We start from the raw sequence: 24,684 nt of genomic DNA, 5'->3' as shown, positions 1-24,684 counted from the left end.
AATATGATTTTTAAACAAGTTACGTCTAAAGTTAGCCACACTAGGAAACATTCTTTCCTTCCGCAGCATGCCCTTGGCCGAGCCCTTGTGGTTTTCGGGCTGTGTACCCTTCCGCTCGCCTCCGGCTGGGCGATGAAAGAAACCGCCAAGCCCAGCACGTCTAGCGCGCGCAAGCAGATTTATGCCCTCGCGGTGGAAGTGGCCACGGCCGATATCAATCGCGAAGCCAAACGTAAAAATTGGAAAGATTTCAATGCGAAAATGAACGTGTTTATTCCGTCAGAGGTCAGCGGCTATCGGGTTTGCTCTCAGCCGTTGCAGGCCGCGCTGCCCACGGGAGATAAACGCGATTTGAGCCGTCTGCGTTATGACATTCGCTGTGAAGATGCCAACGGGTGGGAGGTCGACGTAACCGTGAAACCGGATATCTATTTACCGGTGGTTGTGGCGAAGAACACCCTTGAGCGCGGTGCGGTCATCTCCCCTTCTGATATCGAGTTAAAAAAACGCAATATCTCCAGCAGCCGTGCGGGGGTCATCACCAATCCTGACGACGTTGTGGGGTTAACGGTGAAACGCCGCATTCGCGATTTACAGCCGATTAGCCCTGCCCAGCTCGATCAGCCCATCATGGTCGATCGCGGCCAGCGCGTCGTTATGATTGCCGAACAAGACGGCATCGAGGCTCGCACCATGGGCGAAGCGATGAAAAAAGGCCGTAAAGGCGACATGATCAAAGTGAAAAACGAAAGCAGCCAGCGTGTGGTCAGCGCCGTTGTCGACAATATTGGCGTCGTGCGAATGCTGTACGCACCGGGCCAGTAAAGTTTTTGCGTGGATAATTAAGTTTTGCTGTTGGCTGGTCGCTATAGTTGGGTATGGAAGGAAGACTTCCGCCTCTAGTCGATACTCTAAATCGATAAAACGAGTGGTTAACCTTGCGCAGCCAGACAGAAAATGACCAACGGGATACCCGTTTCGGAGAGATGCAATGAAAGTAACGCCAACCCAGTACAACCTGACTCAGGCCGTCAACAATACTGCAAACACCAAGAGTGCCAATGCAGAGTCTGCGACCACCTTACGTACTCAGGCCACCACATCGGTTGATCCCGTGCTGGGTGAAGCGCAGGGGCAACTTGCGGCTATGCCGGAAGTCGATATGGATCGCGTTAACGCGATGAAAGACGCCATCAGCGCCGGAAAAATTGACATCAATCTGGACGAACTCACGCTCGCCATAGAGAAATATTACAAAGGATAGAAAGGGAATATGACTACGCCTGCGCAAAAGGTTAATACGCTAGTTCAAGATATCGTCAGTGACCGAAAGATCTATATTGAGCTTATCGGCCAACTCGAAAAGCAGCGCGCCTACATTATTGCGCGCAACGCCGACGATCTCAGCACGCTCAACCATGAGCTGGTCGAAAACTACCAGCGCCTGACAGAAAGCGCGCAAAAACGGCATGACATTTTACAGTCTCTGGGCGTTGCCGGAGGACGTAAAGGCATCACCGATCTTTTTGCTCGCCTGCCCGAACAGCATCAGCCTAAGGTCAACGCACTGTGGGCTGATCTTGAGCAACAGGCCAAACGCTGTAAAGAAATCAATGAGCGCAACGGCGTGATGCTGCACATGCAGCAGGATATTGTGAATAACCTGATTAATGCCGCCCAGCCGGAAGCTTATTTGTATCAGGAAGGGTGAGTTTTTTGCATGAGTAAACCGTCTTTTAATCGATACATGCTAATCAATACAAGGTAATCGATATAAGGCGGTTTATTTTCGAATACACTACATACAGTAGTAAACATCCTCAGCAACCTGAGACTCAGTCGCCGTTAATAAATCGCATTTAGTATCAATTTCATACGATTTTATCTGATAGCTCATTAAGGGCAAATACTGAGATAGCTGTTGGAAAACAGAATCCCCCTGTTTCGTGAGCAGGCTCGAAGAAATGTAGCAAAGATTTGCCCACTCAAACTCAGTGATATTTTCTCTTGAAAACGATGATACCTTTTCATTATCTAGCGAAACATAAACAGCATCACGCGTTTTGGCTGCTGTCACGCCGATAATATCCTGCCTATTATTTTCTGCGCAAAACTGTTTGAAGCCTATAAATGACTCAGGTTGGAAGATAATATCAGCATCCATAAACATGCAACGCTCAGATATCCCTTCAGCCCCCATAAAATAACTCGTTAATGTAGATGTTGTACGATAGTTTGGATTTCTAACAAAAGTAATATCTTTGCGATAGCGTAAAACACACTCCATCACTTCTTGCTCTTGATAGCCAACCACAATTCTTACATCTTCAACATCCTCTAATAGCTTGAGAAGATAGGCAATTAAAGGCGTTCCGTTGATTTTTATTAGGCATTTTGGACACCCCATTCCAAGGCGACTGCCCAACCCAGCAGCCGCAATTACAGCGTGTTTAATAGTCGACATAGTGAATCCTCATGATAAACAATATAATCAGAAACAGCGATAAGGTTCGGACTAGGGTTATGCGTTAGTCCAACAGAAATAGACTTATCTGCCGCTTCGAACATCTCATAGTCGTTATTTCCATCGCCAATAGCGACGACCACTCGATTGGGAAATAACTGGCGTAATTTTGATATAGCTTGGCCTTTATGCATGATGTAATCGAGGGATATGAGTTTATCTCCCTCTGAATTTGTTTTTGAACATAAATAATTACAGCCAATCGACTCCATCAGAGGACGAATCCAAACATCGAGGTTTCCAGTTATTACATAGCATGAGTCTTTTCGTTCTTTTATGAAGCTGATTAAATTTTTGAATAACTCTGCTTCTGCAATAACGTTCTGTACTTTGTCTATCGAAATTGTTTTTAGGATTGCAAAGCGTAAACGCAAAGACTCTTCAAAACTAATCACACCGTCAATAGTCAACTTAGTCAACACGTCAAACTCGTGCTCTAAACCCACTTCCGCAGCAATCAGCGGAAGCAGCTCTCTGCGCGTGAGTGTCCCATCCAGATCAAAACAAAATAGTGTATTCATAGGCATTCAAAAATGAAAAACATCTGTTGGGTATCACTACGGTTATTTAATGTAGAGTCATACATTAACCCTGAATCTATCAATTTAATCGACAGTGAGCTTTCATCTTGATGGCAAACACAGTCTATTAACTCCTGCTTAGTGCGATATATCGCACTGTAATGAGAGTTAAGCTCATCCGACCAATGTTTATTTAGTGTCAATCTACGTTCGATACCCACAGGCTCTCTAATATAAATTAGGCTACCCCGGGTAGTACAACTCGCAATGCCTTTAAGCATTCTGGTTATTTCAAGATCGCTCAAATAAATCATGACACCAGAAACGATAGCGTGGCTAAAAAAATCACCATTAATCATTAAATGAGATGAAACATCATCAGCTTTAAGCGTGATAAATGTGCAATTTTCATCCGCAGCGTAGGTATCATTGGCGATTGCAATCAATGAGGGAGAAAAATCTACTCCAACATAACTGACACCATAATTTGACAGTGAATCATACCAACGACCATTACCGCAGCCCACGTCGAGAACCTTGGCATCATTGGAAAGGCGTAGTTTAGGTAAAATGACATTTTTCTCATGTAAATCTCGGGCAGAAGAGATGTCATGAGGCTGGTACATTGTCATTTTCAGCTTATCTTTTTCTTCTGCTCGACCTTCAAAAAACTGATAAATACTTTGGCTATCTAACTCAATCTGCCGATCGCCATAAATTCTTGATGTAGTCATTTTCTCACCTGACTTAATAAAACCTTGCGTATTTCATCCCCGACGCTTTTCTCTGGAATAAAGATATTTTCTTTCAAAGCCTGCATACGCAAATCATATTTAGGATCATCATTAGCTAGCAGCATTTTCACAAAATCATCAATATCCTGCTCGTCGCTAGCCACATAATGGCTTTCATGGATAAACTTTGCGCTTTCATTTAATCCCCGACACTCAGAATGAGTGAGATAGAGTATCGGTTTTTTTGACGGCAAGAATTCAAGCAAGAATGAACCTGCATCAGCAAGCAGCGCATCAGCGTTAAGAAATGAATCCTGATACGATGGATTCATATCAAAAGTTATATTTTCGTACGTCTTAGCGTAGCTAATGAGGTTTTTGAACATTTCAACTACCTCACCATTACAAAGCCTAAGTCTCCCCATAAATAGAGGATGTGGCCTGATAATAAGTTTTATCGGATAATTAATGGCCATAAATAGCATAGCCATACAATAAACCTTGAACGTTGACCACCCTTTGCGCCCCTCTTCATAAAAATGAGGAGTCCAAAGTAGAACCGGAGTATGAGGCGTTTTTCTCTCTACATTCACATTCTGATATTTTCGGTAAGCATCAAATTTCGGATGCCCAGTAACATGAACTTTTTTGTTACCCGCCGCGCAATACTTTTTAAAGAAATGCTTATGCTGGGACGACCTTACAAATATCCAACTCGCTAGATTATGGCAATCCATATTGTATTGGTATGAGAGATTCTGCTCGCCATCACCAACATCGAGACCATAGGGAATATAGGCAAATTTTATATTTTCTCGTTTGAGCTCAAGACAAGAAAAACGCTCTGGTCGTGTGAAGTCATAGGGATTTTGTATAAAGACCAAATCTGGCCTTTTGTTAGCAAAATCGTAGTCCTCATGCCAAATATAATCAATTTCGCGCTGCTCTAAAAACTCTCTAGCTTCTCTGTTCTCATGATCTAACACTCCACTATGGTGGAACGGTAATAAGATTAAACGACAACAAAATCGCTTATCACTCTGAAGAACAGCGATCACTGACTCATAGTTTGTCCAGCCAGGAGCCCACTGAAATAAAAAATCTACATTAATGGTCATACGTTAATTCATATCTCAGCTAAATCAGCGCCAACCCCGTCAGCAAACTGTAATCCGCGGTGTGATCGGCATTGAACGGCACCGTTTCCGTGGACTGCCAGGCAAAATACGCGCTAAACAGCGTCACCACGTTTTCTTCGGTTAGCTGTTCGTTATCGGTTAACCACATCGCGCACAGCATTTTCAGGCGGAAGAAATGACGCGCGAGAACCAAGAATGACTCGCCATAGTTCTTAGCATCAATACCAGGGAATACGTGGTGATATAGGCTGTACAGCAACGCATTGCGCAAAATATGTGGCTGTTCGGTAAAGAGAGTTTGCGTCTGCCAAGCAGCCTCCAGCTCCTGCAAGCGTTCCGCTAAACGTGCTGGCTGCATAATGCTTAGCTCGCTGAGCTTCAGCATCATCGGCATTTTTTGCGCCAAAGGCAGATTCAGATTCAGGCGTAGCGCGCCCATGCCTTGCAGCGCTTCCAGTCGGCTATCCACAATCGGCGGTAACATACCCAGTTGCTGTTGTAGCACGCCTTGATCGGCCAACAACATCAGCTGTTCACCCATTGAAGCTATCTGCGAGCAGGATTCATCGCCTTGCTCTGACAAAGTTTGCGCTTTGCTCAACAGCACGCCGATGGCATACAGGCTGCACTCTAGGTTCATGGCGCGCTGAATGGTTAAATTGATGCACTGCTGATTCACCTGCTCTAGCCACGGGCTGAGAGCGTCTTCCGCCATAGCCTGTGTTTGAACTGGATGTAACACAAAAGCCTCAGGGTTGAGCAATGTCTCGCGCACCGCGCTCTCACAGCCCAGCATCAGGCTTTCGCGCTCTTGATTCTTGAAGCGTTGAGTGACACGCGGGTATTCGCCCTGCTCGGTTTTACACTTAGGGCAGACGCACGTCTCCTGAAGCGCCGCAAAACGAGCCACATATTCAGGCTGATAACTTTCAATCAGTTGCATTTCAATCTTCTCCAGAACAACGCCTTTGCACGCAGCTCTTTACTTAGGTTTTCTAAAGAACCAGTGAGTGCAGTCAATTTCTTTATCCTGCAAGTAATCCCAATCACGGTTCAGGTAAGCAAAGCTGGGGTGAAATGCCAGCCAGCAATGTTGTTGCATCAGCTCTTTCCAGCGCATATCCATGCGTGCGGCTTTGGGTTCAGCACCCGCTTGCAACGAGGTTAAACATTCACGGTAGTGGGTCAGTAATGTATTGAAATAGTTGCTATTGACGGCATACGCGCAGCCGCAAAGTGCGTCATAAACTCGGCCAACAGACGGCAGGCTTTCCATCAGGTGCATCTCAAAATGCTTCGCCCCCAACAGCACCACGTTCCATTCGATGTTGCGTAAGGCTTGGAGCAAACCGTTGACGTTGGCAACCGTATTCTCTTTTTTCACGAACTGAATGTCGGCGTCCAAAATCAATACGTTGCGCCATCCCTGCTGCTGCGCCTGCTCCAGTACGTGGCAATGCGTGGTGAGCTGCGAAATCTCTCGCGTTGATTCCGCTCGTTTAGGCACACAAATCAGCCGTTCAGAGGGGATACCAAACGCCATCAGCGCCTGACAACGATCGGGCAAATCGGCTTCACTAGCGGGGTCAAATAGCACCACCACTTTCTCAAAACACTCCCAATAAACAGGCTGGGTCGAAGGTGTCAGGCTTAGGCGGCGGTAATGCGCCAGCAAATTGGTATCTTGAACAAAGTCTTCCAGCGTTAGCTCAACCGGCTCACAGCTCGACATGATGTAATCTTTGTCATAGGTATTCGCACTGTGCGATACACACAAAATGGCGCGCTTGGGATCAATTTGTAATACCGGCGCGGTAAAATTATTCAGAAAGCCCTGCTCTTCAGCCAGCATCGCCTCATGCTCATAGCGATGCTTTCTGAGAAATTTTTTGTGATAGGCAAAAGTACCGTTGAGCGCATGGTTCGGCCCAAAAGGGTGAGTGCGATAGATTTTATTGAGATGGCTGTACCAAACGTAGATCTGATCTGAACCAGAAAACAGCGCGTTGTTGCGCTGGAGTTCATCCACCTGATAAGAGATTTTTTGCGGCGAATAGTAGTCATCATCGTCGAAACAGACGATATATTCACCGTTAGCCAGATCATTGAGCATGTTGCGTTTTTCACCCAGCATCAGACGACGCTCGCTGTGGATATAGCGTACGTTCTCCGTGCTAGGGTCAACCAGCATATCAACCAGATCTTGGCTGCTGTGTGGCGAATCATCGATGATAATCAGCTCACGACGATCGGCTGGATAATCTTGATATTGATAGATATAGAGTAAATAGGGCAAAAATTCGCGGCGGTTGTAGCTCGGACACACCACGCTCACAAAAGGTTGTTCGCCTTCAATCCGATGATTTCCCTGGCGTTGGAGCAAATGGTTCATCAAATTCGACGACGTATTTTTTTTATTATTCAGTTTATTTTTCACACTTATGTACCGTATCTGATTAACGCGTCGCGGCCTGACGGCGCAACCAGCACTGGGTCGAGATCGCATCAGTCACTTTTTGAGCCTGTCGCTCACGTTCGCGCGCCACAAAATCACGGCGCTGTTCGAGTACCAGCTCCACGCTTTTTTCACGGCGAGCTTCGTGAACTAAATCTGCCTGTAGCTGCTTAGCCTGAATATCCGCCAGCGCCTGTTCCTGTCTTTGCCATTCGATTACGCGCTGAATGTTTTTCTTGTAGCCAGACTGGTTGTTCATCAGCAGTGCCGAACTTCCCTGTAGCTGTGGCACTCCGGCCGAAAGCTCAGTGAGCGCAGCGATGTTGCGTTCATAGCGCTGGCAAAGCTGCTTCTGTGAGGAGAGCTTTCCGCTGATGTCCTGTACCGCACGGTTACGTAGTTGGCGCAGCTGTTCCAGCGTTGAAATCATCTTGCTCATAGAAATACCTATCGAGTTAGGCCTTTGCCAGCAGGCAAAGATCGCTGATGGTGCCGTTAAGCAGCGCGGCGTCTGAGACTTCCTGCTGCAAGAAATTGTGGATCGCCGGGGAGAGTTTTACCGCGCGATCGGCCGTGGGATCGGCTCCCGCGACGTAGCCACCAAGAGGGATCAGCGGTTTGATACTCATATATTCGGCATACAGCTGTTTGAGGGTACGTGCCGCACGCTGGTGATCGCGTTGCGTCACCTGACTCATACAGCGGCTGATTGACTGGCCAATATCAATTGCCGGATAGTGCCCCGCTTCTGCTAAATGGCGAGACAAAACGATATGCCCGTCGAGCACCGCTCGCGCGCAGTCCACTATCGGATCCTGCTGGTCATCACCTTCGGCCAGAACCGTATAAATTGCCGTCATGGTGCCTGTACCGGTGCTGTTGCCTGCGGTTTCTACCAGCTTGGGAATGATGCCAAACGCCGAAGGCGGATAGCCTTTGGTTGCCGGAGGCTCGCCCAATGACAGCGCAATTTCACGCTGTGCCATCGCATAACGGGTGAGTGAATCCACCAGCAAGAGCACGTCTTTGCCTTTGTCGCGGTAGTAACTGGCAATCGAGTGGCAAAGCTCGGTGGCTTTGATACGCATCAGCGGCGATTCATCCGCCGGCGCCGCGACGATCACGGACTTCGCCATGCCTTCAGCGCCCAGCGAATTATCAATAAATTCTTTCACTTCTCGGCCACGCTCACCGATTAATCCAACCACGACGACTTCTGCTTGGGTATATCGGGTGATCATGCCAAGCAGCACGCTTTTACCCACGCCGCTGCCGGCCATCAGACCAACACGCTGCCCTTTACCGATGGTGAGCAGGCCATTAATAGCGCGCACGCCAACGTCTAATGGTTCTTCAACCGGACGTCGCGTCAGCGGGTGAATTTGCGCAATTTGCTGAGGTAATAAGGTATCGCCGCCAAGTTTGCCCTTGGCATCAAGCGGTTCACCTAATCCATTCACCACGCGGCCTAGCCACTGATCGCCAATCAGCACGCCTTCATCTTTTTCGGCTGGAAATACGCGCGCGCCCGCAATTAAACCGGCCGGGTGTTTGAACGGCATCAGGTAAGTGACATCGCGGTCAAAGCCGACAACCTGTGCATCCATCAACTCATGTTCAGTGCTTTCTACGCGGCAAAGTTGCCCCACCGCTAAGCGGCAGCCAACGCACTCCAGCAGAATGCCGTTGACTCGCACCAAACGTCCGGCCACACGCGCCAGATTGATGTTTTCAATGGATTTTAGCGCCTGCTCAAAGTCGGTGTTTATCATGCAACCAGCTCGTCTGCGGTATCAGGCAGTAAGCTGCTTTGCAGCACGTCCATGCACTGATCGAGGCGATGCTGGCAGCCAACATCCATCTCGGAGGTGTCGGTCACTACTCGACACTCGCCCGGTGCCATATCCGCATCCGCACACAGTCCCCACTCGCGCGCCTTCTCAGGCTCCGCTTCGCTAATGCGGCGGAATTCTTCAGGGTTGAGGTACACCTTGAGCTGTTCGGGGATCTGCGGCAGGCTGCTGAGCGCTTCTTCCACCAGCGTTAATAGCTGGGTTGGCTGTAATGTCAGCTCGCAGCGGATCACCTGACGTGTCACTTTTTCTACCAGCTGTAACAGCTCTTCACGGCGACGAAGTTCATAGCCATCAAGATAACGCTGTAGCTGAGCGGTGAGAGAATCAAGCGGCTCAGCGGCATCGATAAATTGCTGTTTGCCCGCCAGTTTGCCTTCGGCAAAACCTTTGCGCATTCCCTCTTCAAAACCCGTATTCGCACCTTCCTGATAGCCTTCCTCTTTGCCTTCTTCCAGACCCTGAGCAAAGCCGCGGTTTAATCCGTCCTGAAAACCATCCATCAGTTGCTTTTGATATTCTGCCGGATCGAGCGCCTGCATTAAGTCGCCGCTTTCACTCGCTAAGCCATTGGCTTTCTGCCAGCTTTTCCGCAACGGCGGAAACTTATGCTGGCGCGGAACGGCACTTTGACGCGCAGCGGAACGGCGGCTATTTAGCGGTGCAAAAACTGATTTTTGGTTTTCTTTATGCATAACCGTTATTCCACCGTTTGCTCAGCGAAGAGCTGTACCTGAATTTCGCCATCTTCAGCCAGCGAGCGCACCGAGCTCATGATCTCTTTACGTACCTGCTCAATACGGCTAACCGGCACGGGGCCCAAGCGGGCCGTGGTGCTTTGCAACAGTTGAACCTGACGCTTTGGCATCACGTTGAAAATGGACTGGCGTAAAACGGTTTCGGTGCCTTTCAGCGCCACCGCCCAATCTTCGATCGGAATTTCATCCATCAGACGCTGCAACGTGGCGGTGTTTTGACGGCTAAGAATGAAGAATTCGTACATTTCATCTTTCAGCTCATCCACCACTTCTTCGTCACGCTCGCGCAGCTGGTCTAACAAAATCTGCTGGTTAGAAGGAATACGGTTCACAATGTTTGCCGCATGCTTAATACCGGTGACCTTCGAACCGTGTTCTGAGAGCACGGCAACGCCGCGTTCGATCAGTCGATCCAGTTCATCAATGACGTCGCGGTTCACGTCATCCAGCTTAGCGATGCGATAAACCACTTCGTCCTGACGTTCTTCAGGCAGATAAGTCAAAATACCTGCAGCCACTTCCGGCGGCAGGAAAGCCAAGAACACGGCCTGCAGCTGCAAGTGCTCTTGCTCAATCAGCGCGGCTAACTGGGGAATATCGACCCACTGCAAACGCGCCATGCGATAGCGAATTTCATCGCCATAAATACCGTTGATCACGCTGCGGGCAATTTCACCGCCGAGTGATTTTTCCAAGATCCCTTGCAGGTAAGTTCGCGAGGCGCCGTTAATGCCGCTCTGCTCCTGATAATCTTGAAAGAAGTTATTAATCGCCTGACGAGCGTGCGCCACCTTAACGCCGTGCATGCGCGCCATGGTTTCACTGATGCGAATCACTTCCTCACGGCTGAGTTTTTGCATCACGGTTGCCGCCGCTGCTTCACCAATGCTCAGCATCAAAATAGCGGCTTGCTCCACGCGGCTACGTTCGCTATTGGCGTTCGAACCGATTCGACTACTATTGTTTTGTGCCATCACGCTCATTGCTGTTAATCCATTGTTTCAATACTTCAGCCACTCGCTCGGTTTCACGTTGAGCCAGCATTTGCATATATTCCACCTTGGTCTCCAGACCGGAGCTTTGCGGCGGCAGATTGTTGTCTTCTTGGAAGGCGATGGCATTCGGGAGCCCTTGGGTGAGTCCCTCATCCGTTGTCACCATCTCTTTTTCAAGTAGCTTGTTATCTGGCATTTCATCGGTAATCGCATCAACGGTCACAGGCTCGCGTGCCTGACTGAATCGACGCGCAACCGGACGCACACCAAATAGCACGGCGAGCAGAGCCAAGAAGCCGATTCCGCCCATCTCACCCCAGCGCTGAATAGCGGGATCTTGCCACCACGTCATCATCGGCATGTCAATATCGGCCGGAGCCGTAAATGCCATCATGTCGAGCGTGAGCGAGTCGCCGCGATCGCGGCTGATACCCGCCGCATCTTCAATTAATTTAGTGAGGCCGGTAACCTGAGTTGGCGTCCATTCGGCTAACGCCGGGGCGGCTTTATTCAACACAATGGCGACCGTCATTTTTTCTAGCTTGAATCCCGGATGACGGATATGGCGCACGTCGCGGTCGTAGGCGTAATTACGCTGAGCCTGATTGCGCGTGGAAAGCGCCTGTTGGTTGTTGTTCGCATCGGCGGGAGCTGCACCTGCCGCTGGAGCTGGCGGAGCCGGACGGTTACTCAAGGAACCCGGAACGCCCATCGCTAATTCGTTGGTGGTGTTCTCCTGATTGACGCTTTCGTTGCTGATGCGCGGATCGCCGCCCAGACGTTCCTGCGTTTCTTCAACGCTGCTCATATCAACCTGTGGAACGACGCTGATACGGTAGTTCGAGGTACCCACCACGGAGCTCAGCAGATTGGCAATATTCTTTTCGGTATCGGCTTTTAGACGGTTGATCACGTCGTTGCCCTGACGAATACCGGCAATATTGGAATTCCCCGCTTGGAAGCCTTCTGACAGTAAAGTGCCGTTCTGATCGACGACGCGCACGTTGGCGACTTTCATACCGGGAATGCTACCGGCAATCAGCTGCACAATCGCACCAACCTGTTGATCGTTCAGCTCTTTGCCATAGCGCAAACGCACCACCACGGAGGCGCTGCTGTCGGGTTTATTGCTCATCACAAACGAGCTGGATTCCATCAGGCCAAGATGCACGCGCACATGCTCAACCGGATCCAACCCCATAATGCTTTGTGCCAACTCACCTTCGAGGCTACGTTTGTAACGAACGTTCTGGATAAACTGGCTGCTGCCCAGCATCTCCTCTTTGTCCATCAGCTCGTAGCCGCTTGGCATTACCGCTGAAATACCTTTGGCTGCCAGCGCCATACGGGCTTTTGGCAGGCTGCTTTCATCAATCAGAAGTTGGCCGTTATCAGGATTGATGCGGTAAGCAATATTCTCAGCGCCCAAAACTTCAACCACCTGTGAAACCGGTATGTTTTCCTGAGAACCAAATAGCGCGACATAGCCCTGATTGCTGCGCCATAAAGAAATGACAATTGCGCCGGTCAGCACAACGGCTGCGGCGCCAATCATCACCATATTTTTATTGATACCCTGCGGCAACGCGGGGATTTTTGCTTTGATTTTGTTTAACACTGACTAACCTTTAGAGGGCGATATTCATAACTTCGTCCAGCGCCGTGGTGAGCTTATTGCGCACCTGCACCATGGCAGAAAAGGCCACGCTGGCTTTCTGGCTTTCCAGCATTGCGCCGGTTAAATCATCACTTTGGCCGGTATCAATCGCCGTTTGTTTGGCGCTGGCAACATGCTGCATTTGATCGACATGGTTGATGGCGTTATTCATCACCTGACCAAACGAAACAGACTGCGGCGCTGAAGGGAACAACGAGGTGTTCGCTGGCGCAATAGTCATGTTTGGCGCAATGCCCGCCGACGCTGCCGCCGCGGTTTGCTGCATGCGTTGCATCATTTGCATCTGCGACGCCGGCATACCTAAACCTTCAATCTTATCCATCACTTATTTCCTTTACGGGCCAGTACCCTGATGTTTTTTTCCGCCCGACAAGAGTTCAAAACGTCACACTTTTGCCCGATATTAGGGGAAGGACAGCGATGGGGTCGTAGCGGCTCTAGCCGCCGGAGCGCCCCGCGGTGTTCTCACCCCGTGTATCTCGATCCAGTCAATAACACGAATACGCTTTTAGCCCCTCCCCCTTGGGGGAGGTTGGGAGGGGGTTGCCCCTACGAATAACATTCCACATCAATGCCCTCATCACGCATTGACGCGAGCCGGTAACGCAGCGCACGCGGCGTAATACCTAAAAATTCAGCCGTTTTAGATTTATTGCCTTTGTGGCGTTTCAGCAGATCGACGATGTACTGGAATTCAGCCATGCGGCCATGCAGCTTCACATTGCGCATGGCGGGAACGGCACCGCTTGCCGAAACGGGCGCATTTTCATCATAGGCAGGCAACATCGGCATTCCCGGCGCGGCTGGAATTGGTGTGGCGGCTAGGCCAAAATCACTGCCTTTAATCACGCCGTTATTACTCAGAATCAGTCCGCGCTGAATAACGTTTTCTAATTCACGCACGTTGCCTGGCCAGTTATATTGCAACAATGCCTGACGTGCTTCATCAGTTAGCTGGGTTTTACCCGCATGGAAAGCCTGATATTTTTGAATAAAACGCAGCGCCAAAGGAATAATATCTTGGGTACGTTCACGCAGTGGTGAAATATGAATTGGCACCACGGATAAACGATAGAACAGATCCTGACGAAAACGCCCTTCAGCAATCTCAACTTGCAAATCTTTATTGGTTGATGCAATTAAACGAATATCAAGAGGGATGCGTTTATGGCTACCTAAACGCTCAACTTCCTGCTCTTGTAATACACGTAATAATTTAGCCTGTAATGAAAGTGGCATATCTCCAATTTCATCAAGCAATAAAGTTCCGCCGTTAGCCTGTTCAAATTTACCCGGAACGCTGGTCACTGCGCCGGTAAAAGCGCCTTTCTCATAACCGAATAAAATAGCCTCCAGCATGCTTTCTGGAATAGCTGCACAGTTTACGCCGATATAAGGTGCATTCTCACCAAGTGCATGATGGTGAATGTACTTAGCCACACACTCTTTACCCGTACCGGTCTCACCCGTAATGAGTACAGAAACATTAAAGTTGGCCACACGACGGGCTAATGAAAACACGCTAACACTGGATGGCGCATTAGCAATAAATCCGTTCTCATTGTGAGATTTGTGATCGACGATAATATTCATTATGTATTGCAGCCTCTATAAACCGAGAGTGGCCTGCATATAGTATGCAGGTATCTTAATACCGTATTAATGCGTGCTGCAAAGGTGATAACCTTAGCGTGTTTTTCTCTATACAAGCAGTGACACATTAAAAGAGAGTAAATATCTTTACCCCTCTTCGTTACCGGCAATCCATTCTAGTTAACAATTCTAAAACATATTTATAGTTCAGTCGTATCGCCATAAAATTAATAAACATAGTGATTAGTTTACTTAGGTGACGATTCAATAAAATGGAGTATATAGATACCTTAACCATTGTCTTGTTTTTAATGAGTATTAAAAAATAAAGGCATGATAATCAGCAAGATACAGAGTTATTAATGGATATTAATCTAATAAAAATAATAGATTAATAAGCCCAACCCCCTTGTATAGAAAGTGGAATGCAGGTTTAATCCTATTCCCGTGAAAAAGGATGTGTTGTGAAGATTGTCGAGCATTATCGATTTAGAGTTGTGGCTCTCAAATAAATAGTACGACTCACTGAAATCATAACTTAAGTAACAAATGAATTTTTTTACACATTTTTTGGCAAGCACTATTCAAACCTTGATGTACCCAAGATATTTCACGATTCAGGGTATGACTGAAGAAGCTTAAGCTGCCAGAAGAAAGTCACACTTGGAATAAAAATGCAGCCTTCAGCAAACAGAATCAGAATACACAACAAAAGCCAGCATCCTGACTTGGTTAAGCTGGAAGTGAATAAGCTTGGACGTCCTTATCATAAACTGCCAAAGATTATGAACGACTGCTTTGACATCTTAGATGCCAAGCTGAGTATTTATTTCTTAAAGAAATATCGTGTTAATGTCGCGTTAAATAAAATGACATTTAAAATGGACTGTAATTACAAGAACGCGCAAATTTTTTCTACGCCTTACGGCAATATTGCATTTGATATCGACCGTATTTTATTGCTCGATATTCTTCATGACTATTACGGTCTAAGTAAAGACAACACGCGTCTATCTCCTGATTTAGAACAACCAACAACAAAAACAGAAGAGCGACTAAAAACAAAACTGGCTCAGGAATTAACGCAATTAATTATCAATCAGGAAACGTTTGGTGAACCGTTAGAAATTAAAAATGATTACTCAACGGTAATTAGCCAATGGTCTTATTGCGTTACGTTCTGGCTAGAAGGTTATGAGAAAGGCGGATTCTCTATTCTATTAGATAACCATCACGTGGATAAAATGCTATCTAATATGCGTGGACCAATCGAAGAAACTCAGCCACGTGAAAATATTACCCCCGCTCAAATTGAACGTATGTTTTATGGTTTACCATTAAAGCTAAATGGCCGCTTGGCGAGTTTAAATTTAACGGTTTCCCAATTATTAAACATTGAAGCTGGCGATGTCATTCCTATTTCGTTGAATGAACAGCTTCCTATCTTTATCGGTAAAGAGCAGATGTTTAGCGCCGTGGTAGCAGAAGACCGCGGCAAATTGTTCTTGTCTGAATTCAACGATAAAACCACCGAGATGAACTATGAGTGATCAACAAACCGACCTGGCGCAGGATCTTAATTTCGACGATTTCAACCTGTCTGAAGCTCCTCAGACTGATACGGCAGAAAGCCAGAATCGCGACGGTGCCCCTCGCTACGATTTGCAGCAGGACAGCAACGCCGAAAGCTCGCTAGATAAGATGCGCAAAATGTCGCTCTTTAGCCGTATTCCGGTCACCTTAACCTTAGAAGTTGCCTCCGTAGAGATCTCTTTGGCTGAGCTGATGACGGTTAACAACGATTCCGTCATCGAACTCGACAAACTTGCGGGCGAACCGCTAGATATTAAGGTGAACGGCATTTTGTTCGGCAAAGCAGAAGTCGTGGTACTTAACGATAAATACGGCCTGCGCATTATCGAGTTCAACAGCAAAGACTTAGGCGAGCTGGCACGATGAATCGCCTGATCCGCTCCGGTGGCTTAACGCTACTGCTCACCATCGGATTGCTTTTCTCTCCGCTGCTGCTCGCCGCAAACGGAGACGTTACGCTATTTAGCACCGCAGATAACGGCGGCGGGCAGGATTACAATGTCAAAATTGAAATCCTGATCCTGATGACCTTGCTTGGCCTGCTGCCAATCATGGTGCTGATGATGACCTGCTTTACCCGCTTTATTATCGTACTGGCCATTTTGCGTCAGGCATTAGGCCTACAGCAAAGTCCACCCAATAAAATCCTGACCGGCATCGCGCTGGCACTAACGCTGTTGGTGATGCGTCCGGTTTGGACCACGGTTTATAACGATGCCGTGGTGCCCTATCAAAGCGATCAGATCACCATGAAAGAAGCGCTGGTGAAGGCTGAAGCCCCGCTGAAAAAATACATGCTGGCGCAAACCAGCCAGAAAGCGATGGCGCAGATGATGGGCATCGCTCAGGTGACCGGAGCGGCCGAAGAGCAGGATCTGACCGTGGTGACACCCGCCTATATTCTGAGCGAGCTTAAGACCGCGTTTCAGATTGGCTTTATGATCTACATTCCATTTTTGGTTATTGACCTGATCGTCGCCAGCATTCTGATGGCGATGGGTATGATGATGCTATCACCGCTGATCGTCTCGCTGCCGTTCAAGCTAATGCTGTTTGTGCTGTGCGATGGGTGGACGCTTATCGTCGGCACCCTAACCTCTAGCGTACAGGGGTTATAGCTATGATGACGATGGACGTTGCTGGCGACATCATGGCCAGCGGTATTCGCCTCGTGCTGATGATCTCTGTGGTGGCGATTATTCCCAGCTTGTTGATTGGCCTGTGCGTCAGTATTTTTCAGGCCACCACGCAGATTAACGAACAAACGCTGAGTTTCTTGCCTCGTCTGGTTATGACGCTACTGGTGCTGATCTTTGGTGGAAAATGGATGCTGACTCAGCTGTCCGATTTCACTATCGATATCTTCCACCAAGCTGCGGTACTGGTTGGATAAATCGCTATGGGCATTGATATTCAGACGTTAATTACGCCGTTGTTGGCGCTTTGGCTGCCTTTCGTGCGTATTTTATCTTTTCTGCATTTCAGCCCAATTTTCGATCAGAAGTCGTTTTCACGCCGCATCAAAATTGGCACCGCGCTGGGGCTTTCCATTCTGATAACCCCCATGCTGCACAATAACGTGGTGCTCACCGAACTGATGTCGATGCGCAGCGTGATTTTGATGGGCGAACAAATTCTGTGGGGTTTCCTGTTCGGGGCGACGCTACAGCTGGTATTTGTTGCGCTGCAAACCGCGGGACATATTCTTTCTATGAATATGGGACTCGGTATGGCGATGATGAACGATCCCAGCAGCGGCTCATCCACCACCGTGATTTCACAGATTATTTTTGTATTTTGTGCCCTACTATTTTTCACCATGGATGGGCATCTGCTGTTTATGACCATCCTGTACAAAGGCTTTGTCTATTGGCCTATTGGGCAAGCGATTAATGAGTTTTCACTGCGTACGCTGGCGCTGAGCTTAGGCTGGATTATGTCAGCAGCCACATTAATTGCCTTGCCGACCACCTTCGTGATGCTGATTGTGCAGGGCGGATTTGGCCTGCTTAACCGTGTATCCCCCACGTTGAACCTGTTTTCTCTCGGCTTCCCCATCAGCATGCTGTTTGGCCTGCTGTGTATGACGCTGATTATCGCTAACGTCCCCGACCACTATCTCAATTTAACCAACGAGATCTTGGCACGCCTCGACAATATGAGGGTGAACTGATGTCTGCCAGTTCAGGTGAAAAGAGCGAAAAACCCACCTCGGGCAAACTGCGAAAAGCACGCGGCAAAGGTGATATTCCCCGTTCCAAAGATATGACGATGGCGACCGGACTGTTGGCCTCGTTTATTACCATGACGGTTTTTTTCCCTTTTTATAAGCACCTGATCAGCGAATCGTTTATGTCAGTGAGCCTTATGGGAAACAAGCTGGATGATGATGGCGTGATTGAGCAGTTTTTACTGCGTAACGTTTTTATCTTATTGAAATTTATCGCCACGCTGATCCCGATCCCGGTGGCGTGCATTGTGGCTAGTCTGGTGCCGGGCGGCTGGATTTTTACGCCAAATAAATTAATCCCTGATTTTAAGAAAATTAATCCCATCAGCGGTGTAAAGCGCATGTTCTCCGCCAGCCACTACGTGGACGTGGGCAAGATGCTGGCGAAATGTGGCGTATTGCTAATAACGCTTTACATGATGGTGCACGACTCCCTGACGCCGCTGTTGCAGCTGCAAACCATGTATCTGCGTCAGGCCATTATGGCTGGCTTCGACATTTTGCATCACGTTCTCAGCTATTTCGTGGCCATTATCGTCCTGTTTGCCTTTATTGACGTGCCGCTAAGCAAATTCATGTTCACCAAAAAGATGCGCATGACCAAACAGGAAGTGAAAGAAGAATACAAAAACAACGACGGTAATCCGCAAATCAAAGGGCGTATTCGTCAGCTGCAACGGCAGATGGCCATGGGGCAGATTAATCAAACCGTGCCCACCGCCGACGTGATTCTGACGAACCCAACGCACTATGCGGTGGCGTTGAAGTATGACCCCGATAAAGCCCAAGCCCCCTTTATTGTCGCCAAGGGCGTGGATGATATTGCGCTTTATATCCGTGAAGTGGCGATGACCAATAACATTGAAGTGGTGGAGTTTCCCCCGCTGGCGCGTGCGGTCTATCACACCACCCGCGTGAATCAACAGATACCCGCGCAGCTGTTCCGCGCTATCGCTCACGTATTGACCTATGTGATGCAGATTAAATCTTGGCGTTCAGGCCAAACCGAATTTAAACCCCGTTTGAATACGCAAATCGAGATCCCGAAAGAGGTGCTAAAGACGCATGGCAAACAGTAAGTTAAAGCTGGCTTTTACAACATTAAGGCAGGGAAACGTCGGCGTCCCGATCCTGTTGCTGTGCGTACTGGCAATGGTTATTTTGCCTTTGTCACCGCTGGTGCTGGATATTCTCTTCACCTTCAACATCGTGTTGGCGGTGTTGGTGTTATTGGTTGCGGTCAACAGTAAGCGTCCACTCGACTTCGCCGTTTTCCCCACGATTTTGCTGATAACCACGCTGATGCGACTGACGCTAAACGTGGCATCAACCCGTGTAGTTTTACTTCACGGTCACGAAGGCGTAGGCGCCGCCGGTAAGGTTATCGAAGCCTTTGGTCAGGTAGTGATCGGCGGTAACTTCGTCGTGGGTTTTGTGGTCTTCGTTATTTTGATGATCATCAACTTCGTGGTTGTTACCAAGGGCGCTGAGCGTATTTCCGAGGTTTCGGCTCGCTTTACGCTAGACGCCCTGCCGGGTAAACAGATGGCTATCGACGCCGATCTGAACGCCGGCTTGATCAATCAGGAACAGGCCAGAGCGCGCCGTAAAGACGTTGCCAACGAGGCCGATTTCTACGGCGCAATGGACGGCGCGTCGAAGTTTGTTCGCGGTGACGCCGTTGCCGGGATCATGATCCTGATTATTAACGTGATCGGCGGTATCTGTATTGGTATTTTTAAATACGATTTGGATGCCAGCCATGCGTTCCAGCAATATGTTCTGCTGACGATTGGTGATGGTTTGGTGGGTCAGATCCCATCCCTGCTGTTGGCGACCGCCGCGGCGATTATCGTGACCCGCGTTAGCGATGGTGAAGACGTTAGCGATGAAATCAAAACTCAGCTGCTAGCAAAACCGACCGTTCTCTATACCGCTGCGTTTGTGATGTTCATTCTGGCCGTGGTGCCAGGCATGCCGCATATTGCCTTCCTCAGCTTCACCGGTTTGCTCTTGTTCGCCGGATGGAAGCAGAGCAAGAAGGTGCAAAAAGCCGAGCCGGTTACCGATATGGAGGCTATCAGCGAAGCTATCTCCAAAGACAATACGCCGGTCGTGAGCTGGGATAGTATTCCGCTCATCGAGCCTATCGGTTTGAACTTGGGGTATAAACTGGTCACGCTGGTTGATTCCGCCAAAGGCAGCCCGCTTTCCCAGCGTATTCGCGGTGTTCGCCAGGTGATATCTGAAACCTGTGGCGTATTGCTACCTGAAATTCGGATTCGTGAAAACTTCCGCCTGAAGCCAGCCCAATACGCCATTCATATCAACGGGATAAAAGTGGCAACCGGCGAAGTTCACTCCGACAAGTTAATGGCTATTCCGGGCGCTGAACTGTATGGCGAAATTGACGGCGTATTAGATACCGATCCGGCCTACGGCATGGCGATCATCTGGATCGTGCCAGACCAAAAGGCCAAAGCGTTAAATCTGGGCTATCAGGTTGTGGATTGCGCCAGCGTGGTCGCCACGCACGTCAATAAAGTGGCGCGTCACTATTTACCGGACCTGTTCAACTATGACGATATCACTCATCTTCATGCGCGTTTGGGCTTACAGGCACCAAAACTGGCAGAAGATCTGGCTGGCGCGCTTAACTTCAGCCAGCTGCTGCGAATTTATCGTCAGCTACTGACCGAACACGTTTCGCTAAAAGATATTGTGACCATTGCCTCGACGCTGTTAGAAAGCGCCGCGGTAACCAAAGATCCTATCCTGCTAACCGCCGATGTGCGCTACGCGTTACGCCGCGCGATTATTAATAGCGTCAATGGCGATAAAGGTTCTCTGGCGGTATATACCATTGATAATGAATTGGAAAACTTGCTGCTTAGCGCACTGAATCAGTCTCAGCAGGCGGGAAAAGTGGCGTTGGATAGTTTCCCTGTCGACCCGAATATTTTGTCGCAGTTACAAAATACCATGCCGATGATCCACGAGCAGATGAAGGCTCAAGGATACGCACCTATTTTGCTGGTTGCTCCGCAGCTTCGCCCTATCCTTTCACGCTACGCACGCCTATTCGCCGCAGGATTGCAGGTGCTTTCGTATAACGAAGTGCCGGATGATAGTGATTTGAGTATTGTGGGGACGTTGGCTTAGGTTTTGTTTAATAAGCTTATATCTTCTAATCGGGTAATGTCAGGTTTCGGCCGCCTCTCAATTGCGGCATTCACATTTAACCTTACGCGAAGGCGTTCGAGTCGGGTGCGCCAGCGCGCGCACCCAACACCCGCGCGCTTTTATCCGCGACGCCATCTTCGCTCCGGTTTGGTATCGGCCATTCAGGCCGCCCCAAACTCCACGCAGACGTCCTGTCTGCGTGGCTCAACCTGCCAAGACTTCAAGTTTAATTCAGTATAGAGCCGCCATCAGGAAGATGGCGCCAGGTTGAGGGCGTGCAGAGATGCACGCTCCGAGACCGGTCGGCCTAACAACACAGGACAAAAGCGCGAGAGTCGAGAGGTCGCGCGCTAGCGACCTTTCGTCGGTCGCCAACAATGATATTTGCATATAAATACCAAACCTGACCGGCGGACGAAATCACGCTTCGCACTCTGCAAATATTCGCCCTAGATTTTAGGCAATGTAAATACCTCCAACGCCCGATACAACTCCCTGAAAATACGTCGTCTTTCTTGATAACTCTCATGCCGTGCCGCATCGGGTTTATGCACCTGCTCCAGCGGAAGTTCTGGTAACAGTTCGGCGAGCGGCGTATTTGGATGCAGTGCGATCTGAGCTAAACGTGCGGCGCCTAGCGCGGGGCCAACGTCGCCGCCGGTTCGGTATTCGAGCGTTTGACCGCTGATATCAGCCAGCATCTGACGCCAATATGCGCTGCGTGCGCCGCCGCCAATCAGCGTAATGCGCTGTGGCCTCAGACCTGTGGCATGTAGCACATCCATCCCATCCGCCAGCGCAAAACCCACGCCTTCTAACACAGCTCGGCATAAATCGGCACGCTGATGCTCATGGGTCAGTCCCCAGAATGCGCCCTTGGCCTCTGGGTTATTATGCGGCGTGCGTTCACCGGAGAGATAAGGTAAAAACCACAGCGGAGCTTCAGCCGGAGCGCTGCTTTCCACCTCTTTTAGCAGCTCAGACACGCTGCTAAGCCCCGTGAGTTTCGCAACCCAATCCAAACACGATGCCGCGCTGAGCATTACTGACATCAGGTGCCACGTATTCGGCAAGGCGTGGCAGAAACTGTGTACCGCGCTTTCTGGATTACTTAAGAAACCATCACTGACGGCAAAATAGACGCCGGAGGTTCCAAGCGAAAGCATCGCCTGACCTGAACGATATAAACCCACGCCCACGGCACCCGCGGCGTTATCGCCACCGCCAGCCACCACAGGCACAACCGGCATATGCCAACGCTGCGCAATGGATGCCAGTAATTCGCCCGTAATCTGCGAGCCTTCAAACAACGCAGGCATATGGCTGCGATTAAGCCCCGTTGCTGCCAGCAGCTCATCACTCCAATCGCGCTGGCCCACATCTAGCCACATCGTGCCTGCCGCATCGGACATATCACTGGCAAAAACACCGCTCATCTTCCAGCGCAGGTAATCCTTGGGTAACAGCACTTTATCTATTTGAGCAAACACGTCAGGCTCATGCTTTGCCACCCATTTGAGCTTCGGCGCGGTAAAGCCCGGCATCATCAAATTGCCGGTAATCTGGCGAGAATTGGGCACACTGGCCTCTAATTCTCGACACTCTTGCGCGCTGCGCCCATCGTTCCAAAGAATTGCCGGCCGCAGAATATTTTGCTGTTTGTCGAGCAGCGTAGCCCCATGCATCTGGCCTGTCAGCCCTACCGCTCGCACGTTGCTCAGTGAATGTTGTTTGCCAAGCGCCAGCACCGCCGCATCCGTGGCACGCCACCATGATGCGGGATCTTGCTCAGACCATAATGGATGCGGACGATTGACCTGTAACGGCTCGCCATGGCTGGCTATCACCTTGCCCTCTTCGCTGAGCAAAATGGCTTTTACGCCGGAGGTCCCTAAATCAATACCCAGATACATGGCGTAGCTCCTGTTCTCGAACGGTTCCTCCCCCGATTAAGTGGGGGAGGTTAGCAGGGGAAAGTATCAACCAAAAATATAACGATTAACCACGTTTTCCAGCAGCTCTTGATGTCCGCTCTGGTGCTGCGGCGCAAGCTGGTTTTGCTGTGCATATTGCGCAATACCATCCAGAGAAAGTTTGCCCTGCAGGATTTGCTGACCAAATTCGCCGTTCCAGCCGGAATAACGTTTCGCAACGCGACGATCTAGCTCACCGTCTTCAATCATTTTGGCCGCAATTTTCAGCGACAGCGCCATCGTATCCATAGCGCCAATATGACCGTAGAACAGATCATATTTATCCGTACTTTGGCGACGAACTTTAGCGTCGTAGTTCAGACCACCGGTGGTGAAACCGCCTGCTTTGAGGATTTCAAACATGATCAGCGCATTTTCTTCTACGCTGTTCGGGAACTGATCGGTATCCCAGCCGAGCTGTGCATCGCCTCGGTTGGCATCTACCGACCCAAAAATACCCAGAGCAATCGCGCTGGCGATCTCATGGTGGAAAGTATGACCTGCCAGCGTGGCGTGGTTGGCCTCGATATTGACCTTGATCTCTTTTTCTAAACCGAACTGTTTTAAGAATCCATAAACCGTCGCAACATCATAGTCATATTGATGCTTGGTTGGCTCTTGTGGTTTTGGCTCGATCAGCAGCGTGCCTTGGAAACCAATTTTGTGTTTGTGATCGACCACCATCTGCATGAAACGCCCTAACTGTTCGCGCTCTTGGCGTAAATCGGTGTTTAACAGGGTTTCATAACCTTCACGTCCGCCCCACAGCACGTAGTTTTCGCCACCCAGTTTTTTGGTCGCCTGCATCGCTTGGCAAACCTGTGTGGCAGCCCAGGCAAAAACGTCTGGATTTGGGTTAGTAGCCGCACCTGCGCCGTAGCGCGGATTGGTGAAGCAGTTCGCCGTGCCCCACAACAGTTTCACACCGCTGCTTTCTTGCTTCTCAGCCAGCACGTCGGTCATCACCGCAAAGTTATTGACGTATTCTTTAAGCGAAGCGCCTTCTGGCGATACGTCGATATCATGGAAACAGTAATACGGCACATTCAGCTTGTGGAAGAATTCAAAGGCGACATCGGCTTTGCGTTTAGCTTGTTCCAGCGCTTCGCCGGGCTGCTGCCAAGGACGGTCAAATGAACCGATGCCAAACATATCAGCACCATTCCAGCAGAAGGTATGCCAGTAGCACGCCGCAAAGCGCAGGTGTTCTTCCATGCGTTTACCAAGAACAATTTCGTCTGGATTGTAATGGCGGAAAGCTAAAGGATTAGTACTATGAGTTCCTTCAAAACGAACACGTTCTAGTTGATCAAAATATGATTGCATGGCGATACCCTCTAAGTAGGTTCAATGTGCGTTGACATCACCATCTTGGAAGTCTCACACCGCCATATCAATTACGAAATTTCACTCCGTTGTTAAGAGAATTATTAATTGTGCTCTATATCCCAAAGT

25 protein-coding genes are annotated in these 24,684 nt (G+C 49.2%); 10 read left to right on the top strand and 15 right to left on the bottom strand.

Annotation, left to right across the window (positions count from 1 at the left end; translation table 11 throughout):
- The first annotated feature begins 3 nt into the window (after positions 1-3).
- From flgA to BN1044_RS17825, 3 genes are all read left to right on the top strand, one after another.
- Positions 4-825: a flagellar basal body P-ring formation chaperone FlgA gene (gene flgA / locus BN1044_RS17835; protein ID WP_081329614.1), complete on the top strand. Its 822-nt coding sequence runs from the start codon at positions 4-6 to the stop codon at positions 823-825.
- Positions 826-991: 166 nt separating this feature from the next.
- The gene (gene flgM, locus BN1044_RS17830; protein WP_072309806.1) at positions 992-1,264 is read left to right on the top strand and encodes a flagellar biosynthesis anti-sigma factor FlgM; all 273 of its coding nucleotides are present in this window, start codon (positions 992-994) and stop codon (positions 1,262-1,264) included.
- Positions 1,265-1,273: 9 nt separating this feature from the next.
- The gene (locus BN1044_RS17825) at positions 1,274-1,711 is read left to right on the top strand and encodes a flagella synthesis protein FlgN (protein WP_072309805.1); all 438 of its coding nucleotides are present in this window, start codon (positions 1,274-1,276) and stop codon (positions 1,709-1,711) included.
- Between the two features lie 87 nt (positions 1,712-1,798).
- On the opposite strand, the gene BN1044_RS17820 is transcribed toward BN1044_RS17825, so the two are convergent.
- The 13 genes from BN1044_RS17820 to BN1044_RS17760 all read right to left on the bottom strand — a co-directional run bounded on the left by BN1044_RS17820 (position 1,799) and on the right by BN1044_RS17760 (position 14,253).
- Complete coding sequence (locus BN1044_RS17820) at positions 1,799-2,464, bottom strand: NTP transferase domain-containing protein (protein WP_072309804.1); 666 nt, start codon at positions 2,462-2,464, stop codon at positions 1,799-1,801.
- Positions 2,440-3,045 (bottom strand): HAD-IB family phosphatase, encoded by a 606-nt coding sequence (locus tag BN1044_RS17815; protein ID WP_072309803.1) that lies wholly within the window; start codon positions 3,043-3,045, stop codon positions 2,440-2,442. The genes BN1044_RS17820 and BN1044_RS17815 overlap by 25 nt, the downstream gene beginning before the upstream one ends.
- Positions 3,042-3,779: a class I SAM-dependent methyltransferase gene (locus BN1044_RS17810; protein ID WP_072309802.1), complete on the bottom strand. Its 738-nt coding sequence runs from the start codon at positions 3,777-3,779 to the stop codon at positions 3,042-3,044. The genes BN1044_RS17815 and BN1044_RS17810 overlap by 4 nt, the downstream gene beginning before the upstream one ends.
- Positions 3,776-4,897 carry a CDP-glycerol glycerophosphotransferase family protein gene (locus BN1044_RS17805; RefSeq protein ID WP_072309801.1) on the bottom strand — a complete coding sequence of 374 codons (1,122 nt, stop codon included), beginning with the start codon at positions 4,895-4,897 and terminating at the stop codon, positions 3,776-3,778. The genes BN1044_RS17810 and BN1044_RS17805 overlap by 4 nt, the downstream gene beginning before the upstream one ends.
- Before the next feature lie 19 nt (positions 4,898-4,916).
- A complete protein-coding gene (gene fliB, locus BN1044_RS17800; RefSeq protein ID WP_072309800.1) occupies positions 4,917-5,861 on the bottom strand; it encodes a flagellin lysine-N-methylase in 945 nt (314 codons plus the stop codon).
- Positions 5,862-5,900: 39 nt separating this feature from the next.
- On the bottom strand, positions 5,901-7,355 hold the full coding sequence (locus BN1044_RS17795; RefSeq protein WP_254663937.1) for a glycosyltransferase family 2 protein: 1,455 nt from the start codon (positions 7,353-7,355) through the stop codon (positions 5,901-5,903).
- Between the two features lie 19 nt (positions 7,356-7,374).
- Entirely contained in the window at positions 7,375-7,812 is a 438-nt protein-coding gene (gene fliJ / locus BN1044_RS17790; protein WP_025799682.1) for a flagellar export protein FliJ, read from the bottom strand.
- Positions 7,813-7,828: 16 nt separating this feature from the next.
- Positions 7,829-9,145 carry a flagellar protein export ATPase FliI gene (gene fliI, locus BN1044_RS17785; protein WP_072309799.1) on the bottom strand — a complete coding sequence of 439 codons (1,317 nt, stop codon included), beginning with the start codon at positions 9,143-9,145 and terminating at the stop codon, positions 7,829-7,831.
- Positions 9,142-9,921, bottom strand: coding sequence for a flagellar assembly protein FliH (gene fliH / locus BN1044_RS17780; RefSeq protein WP_072309798.1), 780 nt, complete (start codon positions 9,919-9,921; stop codon positions 9,142-9,144). The genes fliI and fliH overlap by 4 nt, the downstream gene beginning before the upstream one ends.
- 5 nt (positions 9,922-9,926) lie before the next feature.
- Entirely contained in the window at positions 9,927-10,967 is a 1,041-nt protein-coding gene (locus BN1044_RS17775) for a flagellar motor switch protein FliG (RefSeq protein WP_072309797.1), read from the bottom strand.
- The gene (fliF, locus tag BN1044_RS17770) at positions 10,942-12,597 is read right to left on the bottom strand and encodes a flagellar basal-body MS-ring/collar protein FliF (RefSeq protein WP_072309796.1); all 1,656 of its coding nucleotides are present in this window, start codon (positions 12,595-12,597) and stop codon (positions 10,942-10,944) included. Before fliF ends, BN1044_RS17775 begins: the two co-directional genes overlap by 26 nt.
- A gap of 10 nt (positions 12,598-12,607) precedes the next feature.
- Positions 12,608-12,979, bottom strand: coding sequence for a flagellar hook-basal body complex protein FliE (locus tag BN1044_RS17765; protein WP_072309795.1), 372 nt, complete (start codon positions 12,977-12,979; stop codon positions 12,608-12,610).
- A 227-nt stretch (positions 12,980-13,206) separates the two neighbouring features.
- Entirely contained in the window at positions 13,207-14,253 is a 1,047-nt protein-coding gene (locus tag BN1044_RS17760; RefSeq protein ID WP_072309794.1) for a sigma-54 interaction domain-containing protein, read from the bottom strand.
- Between the two features lie 671 nt (positions 14,254-14,924).
- Between BN1044_RS17760 and BN1044_RS17755 the strand changes: the two genes are divergently transcribed.
- Genes BN1044_RS17755 through flhA form a run of 7 tightly spaced genes read left to right on the top strand, consistent with a single transcriptional unit; the run spans position 14,925 to position 21,235 of the window.
- On the top strand, positions 14,925-15,800 hold the full coding sequence (locus tag BN1044_RS17755) for a FliM/FliN family flagellar motor switch protein (protein WP_072309793.1): 876 nt from the start codon (positions 14,925-14,927) through the stop codon (positions 15,798-15,800).
- Entirely contained in the window at positions 15,793-16,209 is a 417-nt protein-coding gene (fliN, locus tag BN1044_RS17750; protein WP_072309792.1) for a flagellar motor switch protein FliN, read from the top strand. The genes BN1044_RS17755 and fliN overlap by 8 nt, the downstream gene beginning before the upstream one ends.
- Positions 16,206-16,961 carry a flagellar type III secretion system pore protein FliP gene (gene fliP, locus BN1044_RS17745; RefSeq protein WP_025799701.1) on the top strand — a complete coding sequence of 252 codons (756 nt, stop codon included), beginning with the start codon at positions 16,206-16,208 and terminating at the stop codon, positions 16,959-16,961. The genes fliN and fliP overlap by 4 nt, the downstream gene beginning before the upstream one ends.
- A 2-nt stretch (positions 16,962-16,963) precedes the next feature.
- Positions 16,964-17,236, top strand: a complete 273-nt coding sequence (fliQ, locus tag BN1044_RS17740) for a flagellar biosynthesis protein FliQ (RefSeq protein ID WP_025799703.1) — start codon at positions 16,964-16,966, stop codon at positions 17,234-17,236.
- Between the two features lie 6 nt (positions 17,237-17,242).
- The gene (gene fliR / locus BN1044_RS17735; RefSeq protein ID WP_072309791.1) at positions 17,243-18,016 is read left to right on the top strand and encodes a flagellar biosynthetic protein FliR; all 774 of its coding nucleotides are present in this window, start codon (positions 17,243-17,245) and stop codon (positions 18,014-18,016) included.
- Complete coding sequence (gene flhB / locus BN1044_RS17730) at positions 18,016-19,152, top strand: flagellar biosynthesis protein FlhB (RefSeq protein ID WP_072309790.1); 1,137 nt, start codon at positions 18,016-18,018, stop codon at positions 19,150-19,152. The genes fliR and flhB overlap by 1 nt, the downstream gene beginning before the upstream one ends.
- Entirely contained in the window at positions 19,139-21,235 is a 2,097-nt protein-coding gene (gene flhA, locus BN1044_RS17725; protein ID WP_072309789.1) for a flagellar biosynthesis protein FlhA, read from the top strand. Before flhB ends, flhA begins: the two co-directional genes overlap by 14 nt.
- 470 nt (positions 21,236-21,705) lie before the next feature.
- Here flhA and xylB read toward each other — a convergent pair whose 3' ends face one another.
- Positions 21,706-23,169 carry a xylulokinase gene (gene xylB / locus BN1044_RS17715; RefSeq protein WP_072309788.1) on the bottom strand — a complete coding sequence of 488 codons (1,464 nt, stop codon included), beginning with the start codon at positions 23,167-23,169 and terminating at the stop codon, positions 21,706-21,708.
- A gap of 66 nt (positions 23,170-23,235) precedes the next feature.
- Positions 23,236-24,555, bottom strand: a complete 1,320-nt coding sequence (gene xylA, locus BN1044_RS17710) for a xylose isomerase (protein ID WP_025799713.1) — start codon at positions 24,553-24,555, stop codon at positions 23,236-23,238.
- Positions 24,556-24,684 lie beyond the last annotated feature (129 nt).

The sequence above is a fragment of the Hafnia alvei genome, from assembly GCF_900095695.1.
In the GTDB taxonomy this organism is placed as follows: Bacteria; Pseudomonadota; Gammaproteobacteria; order Enterobacterales; family Enterobacteriaceae; genus Hafnia; species Hafnia alvei_B.
The sequence above is the reverse complement of the archived record's forward strand: the minus strand, read 5'-3'. Positions and strand labels throughout refer to the sequence as shown.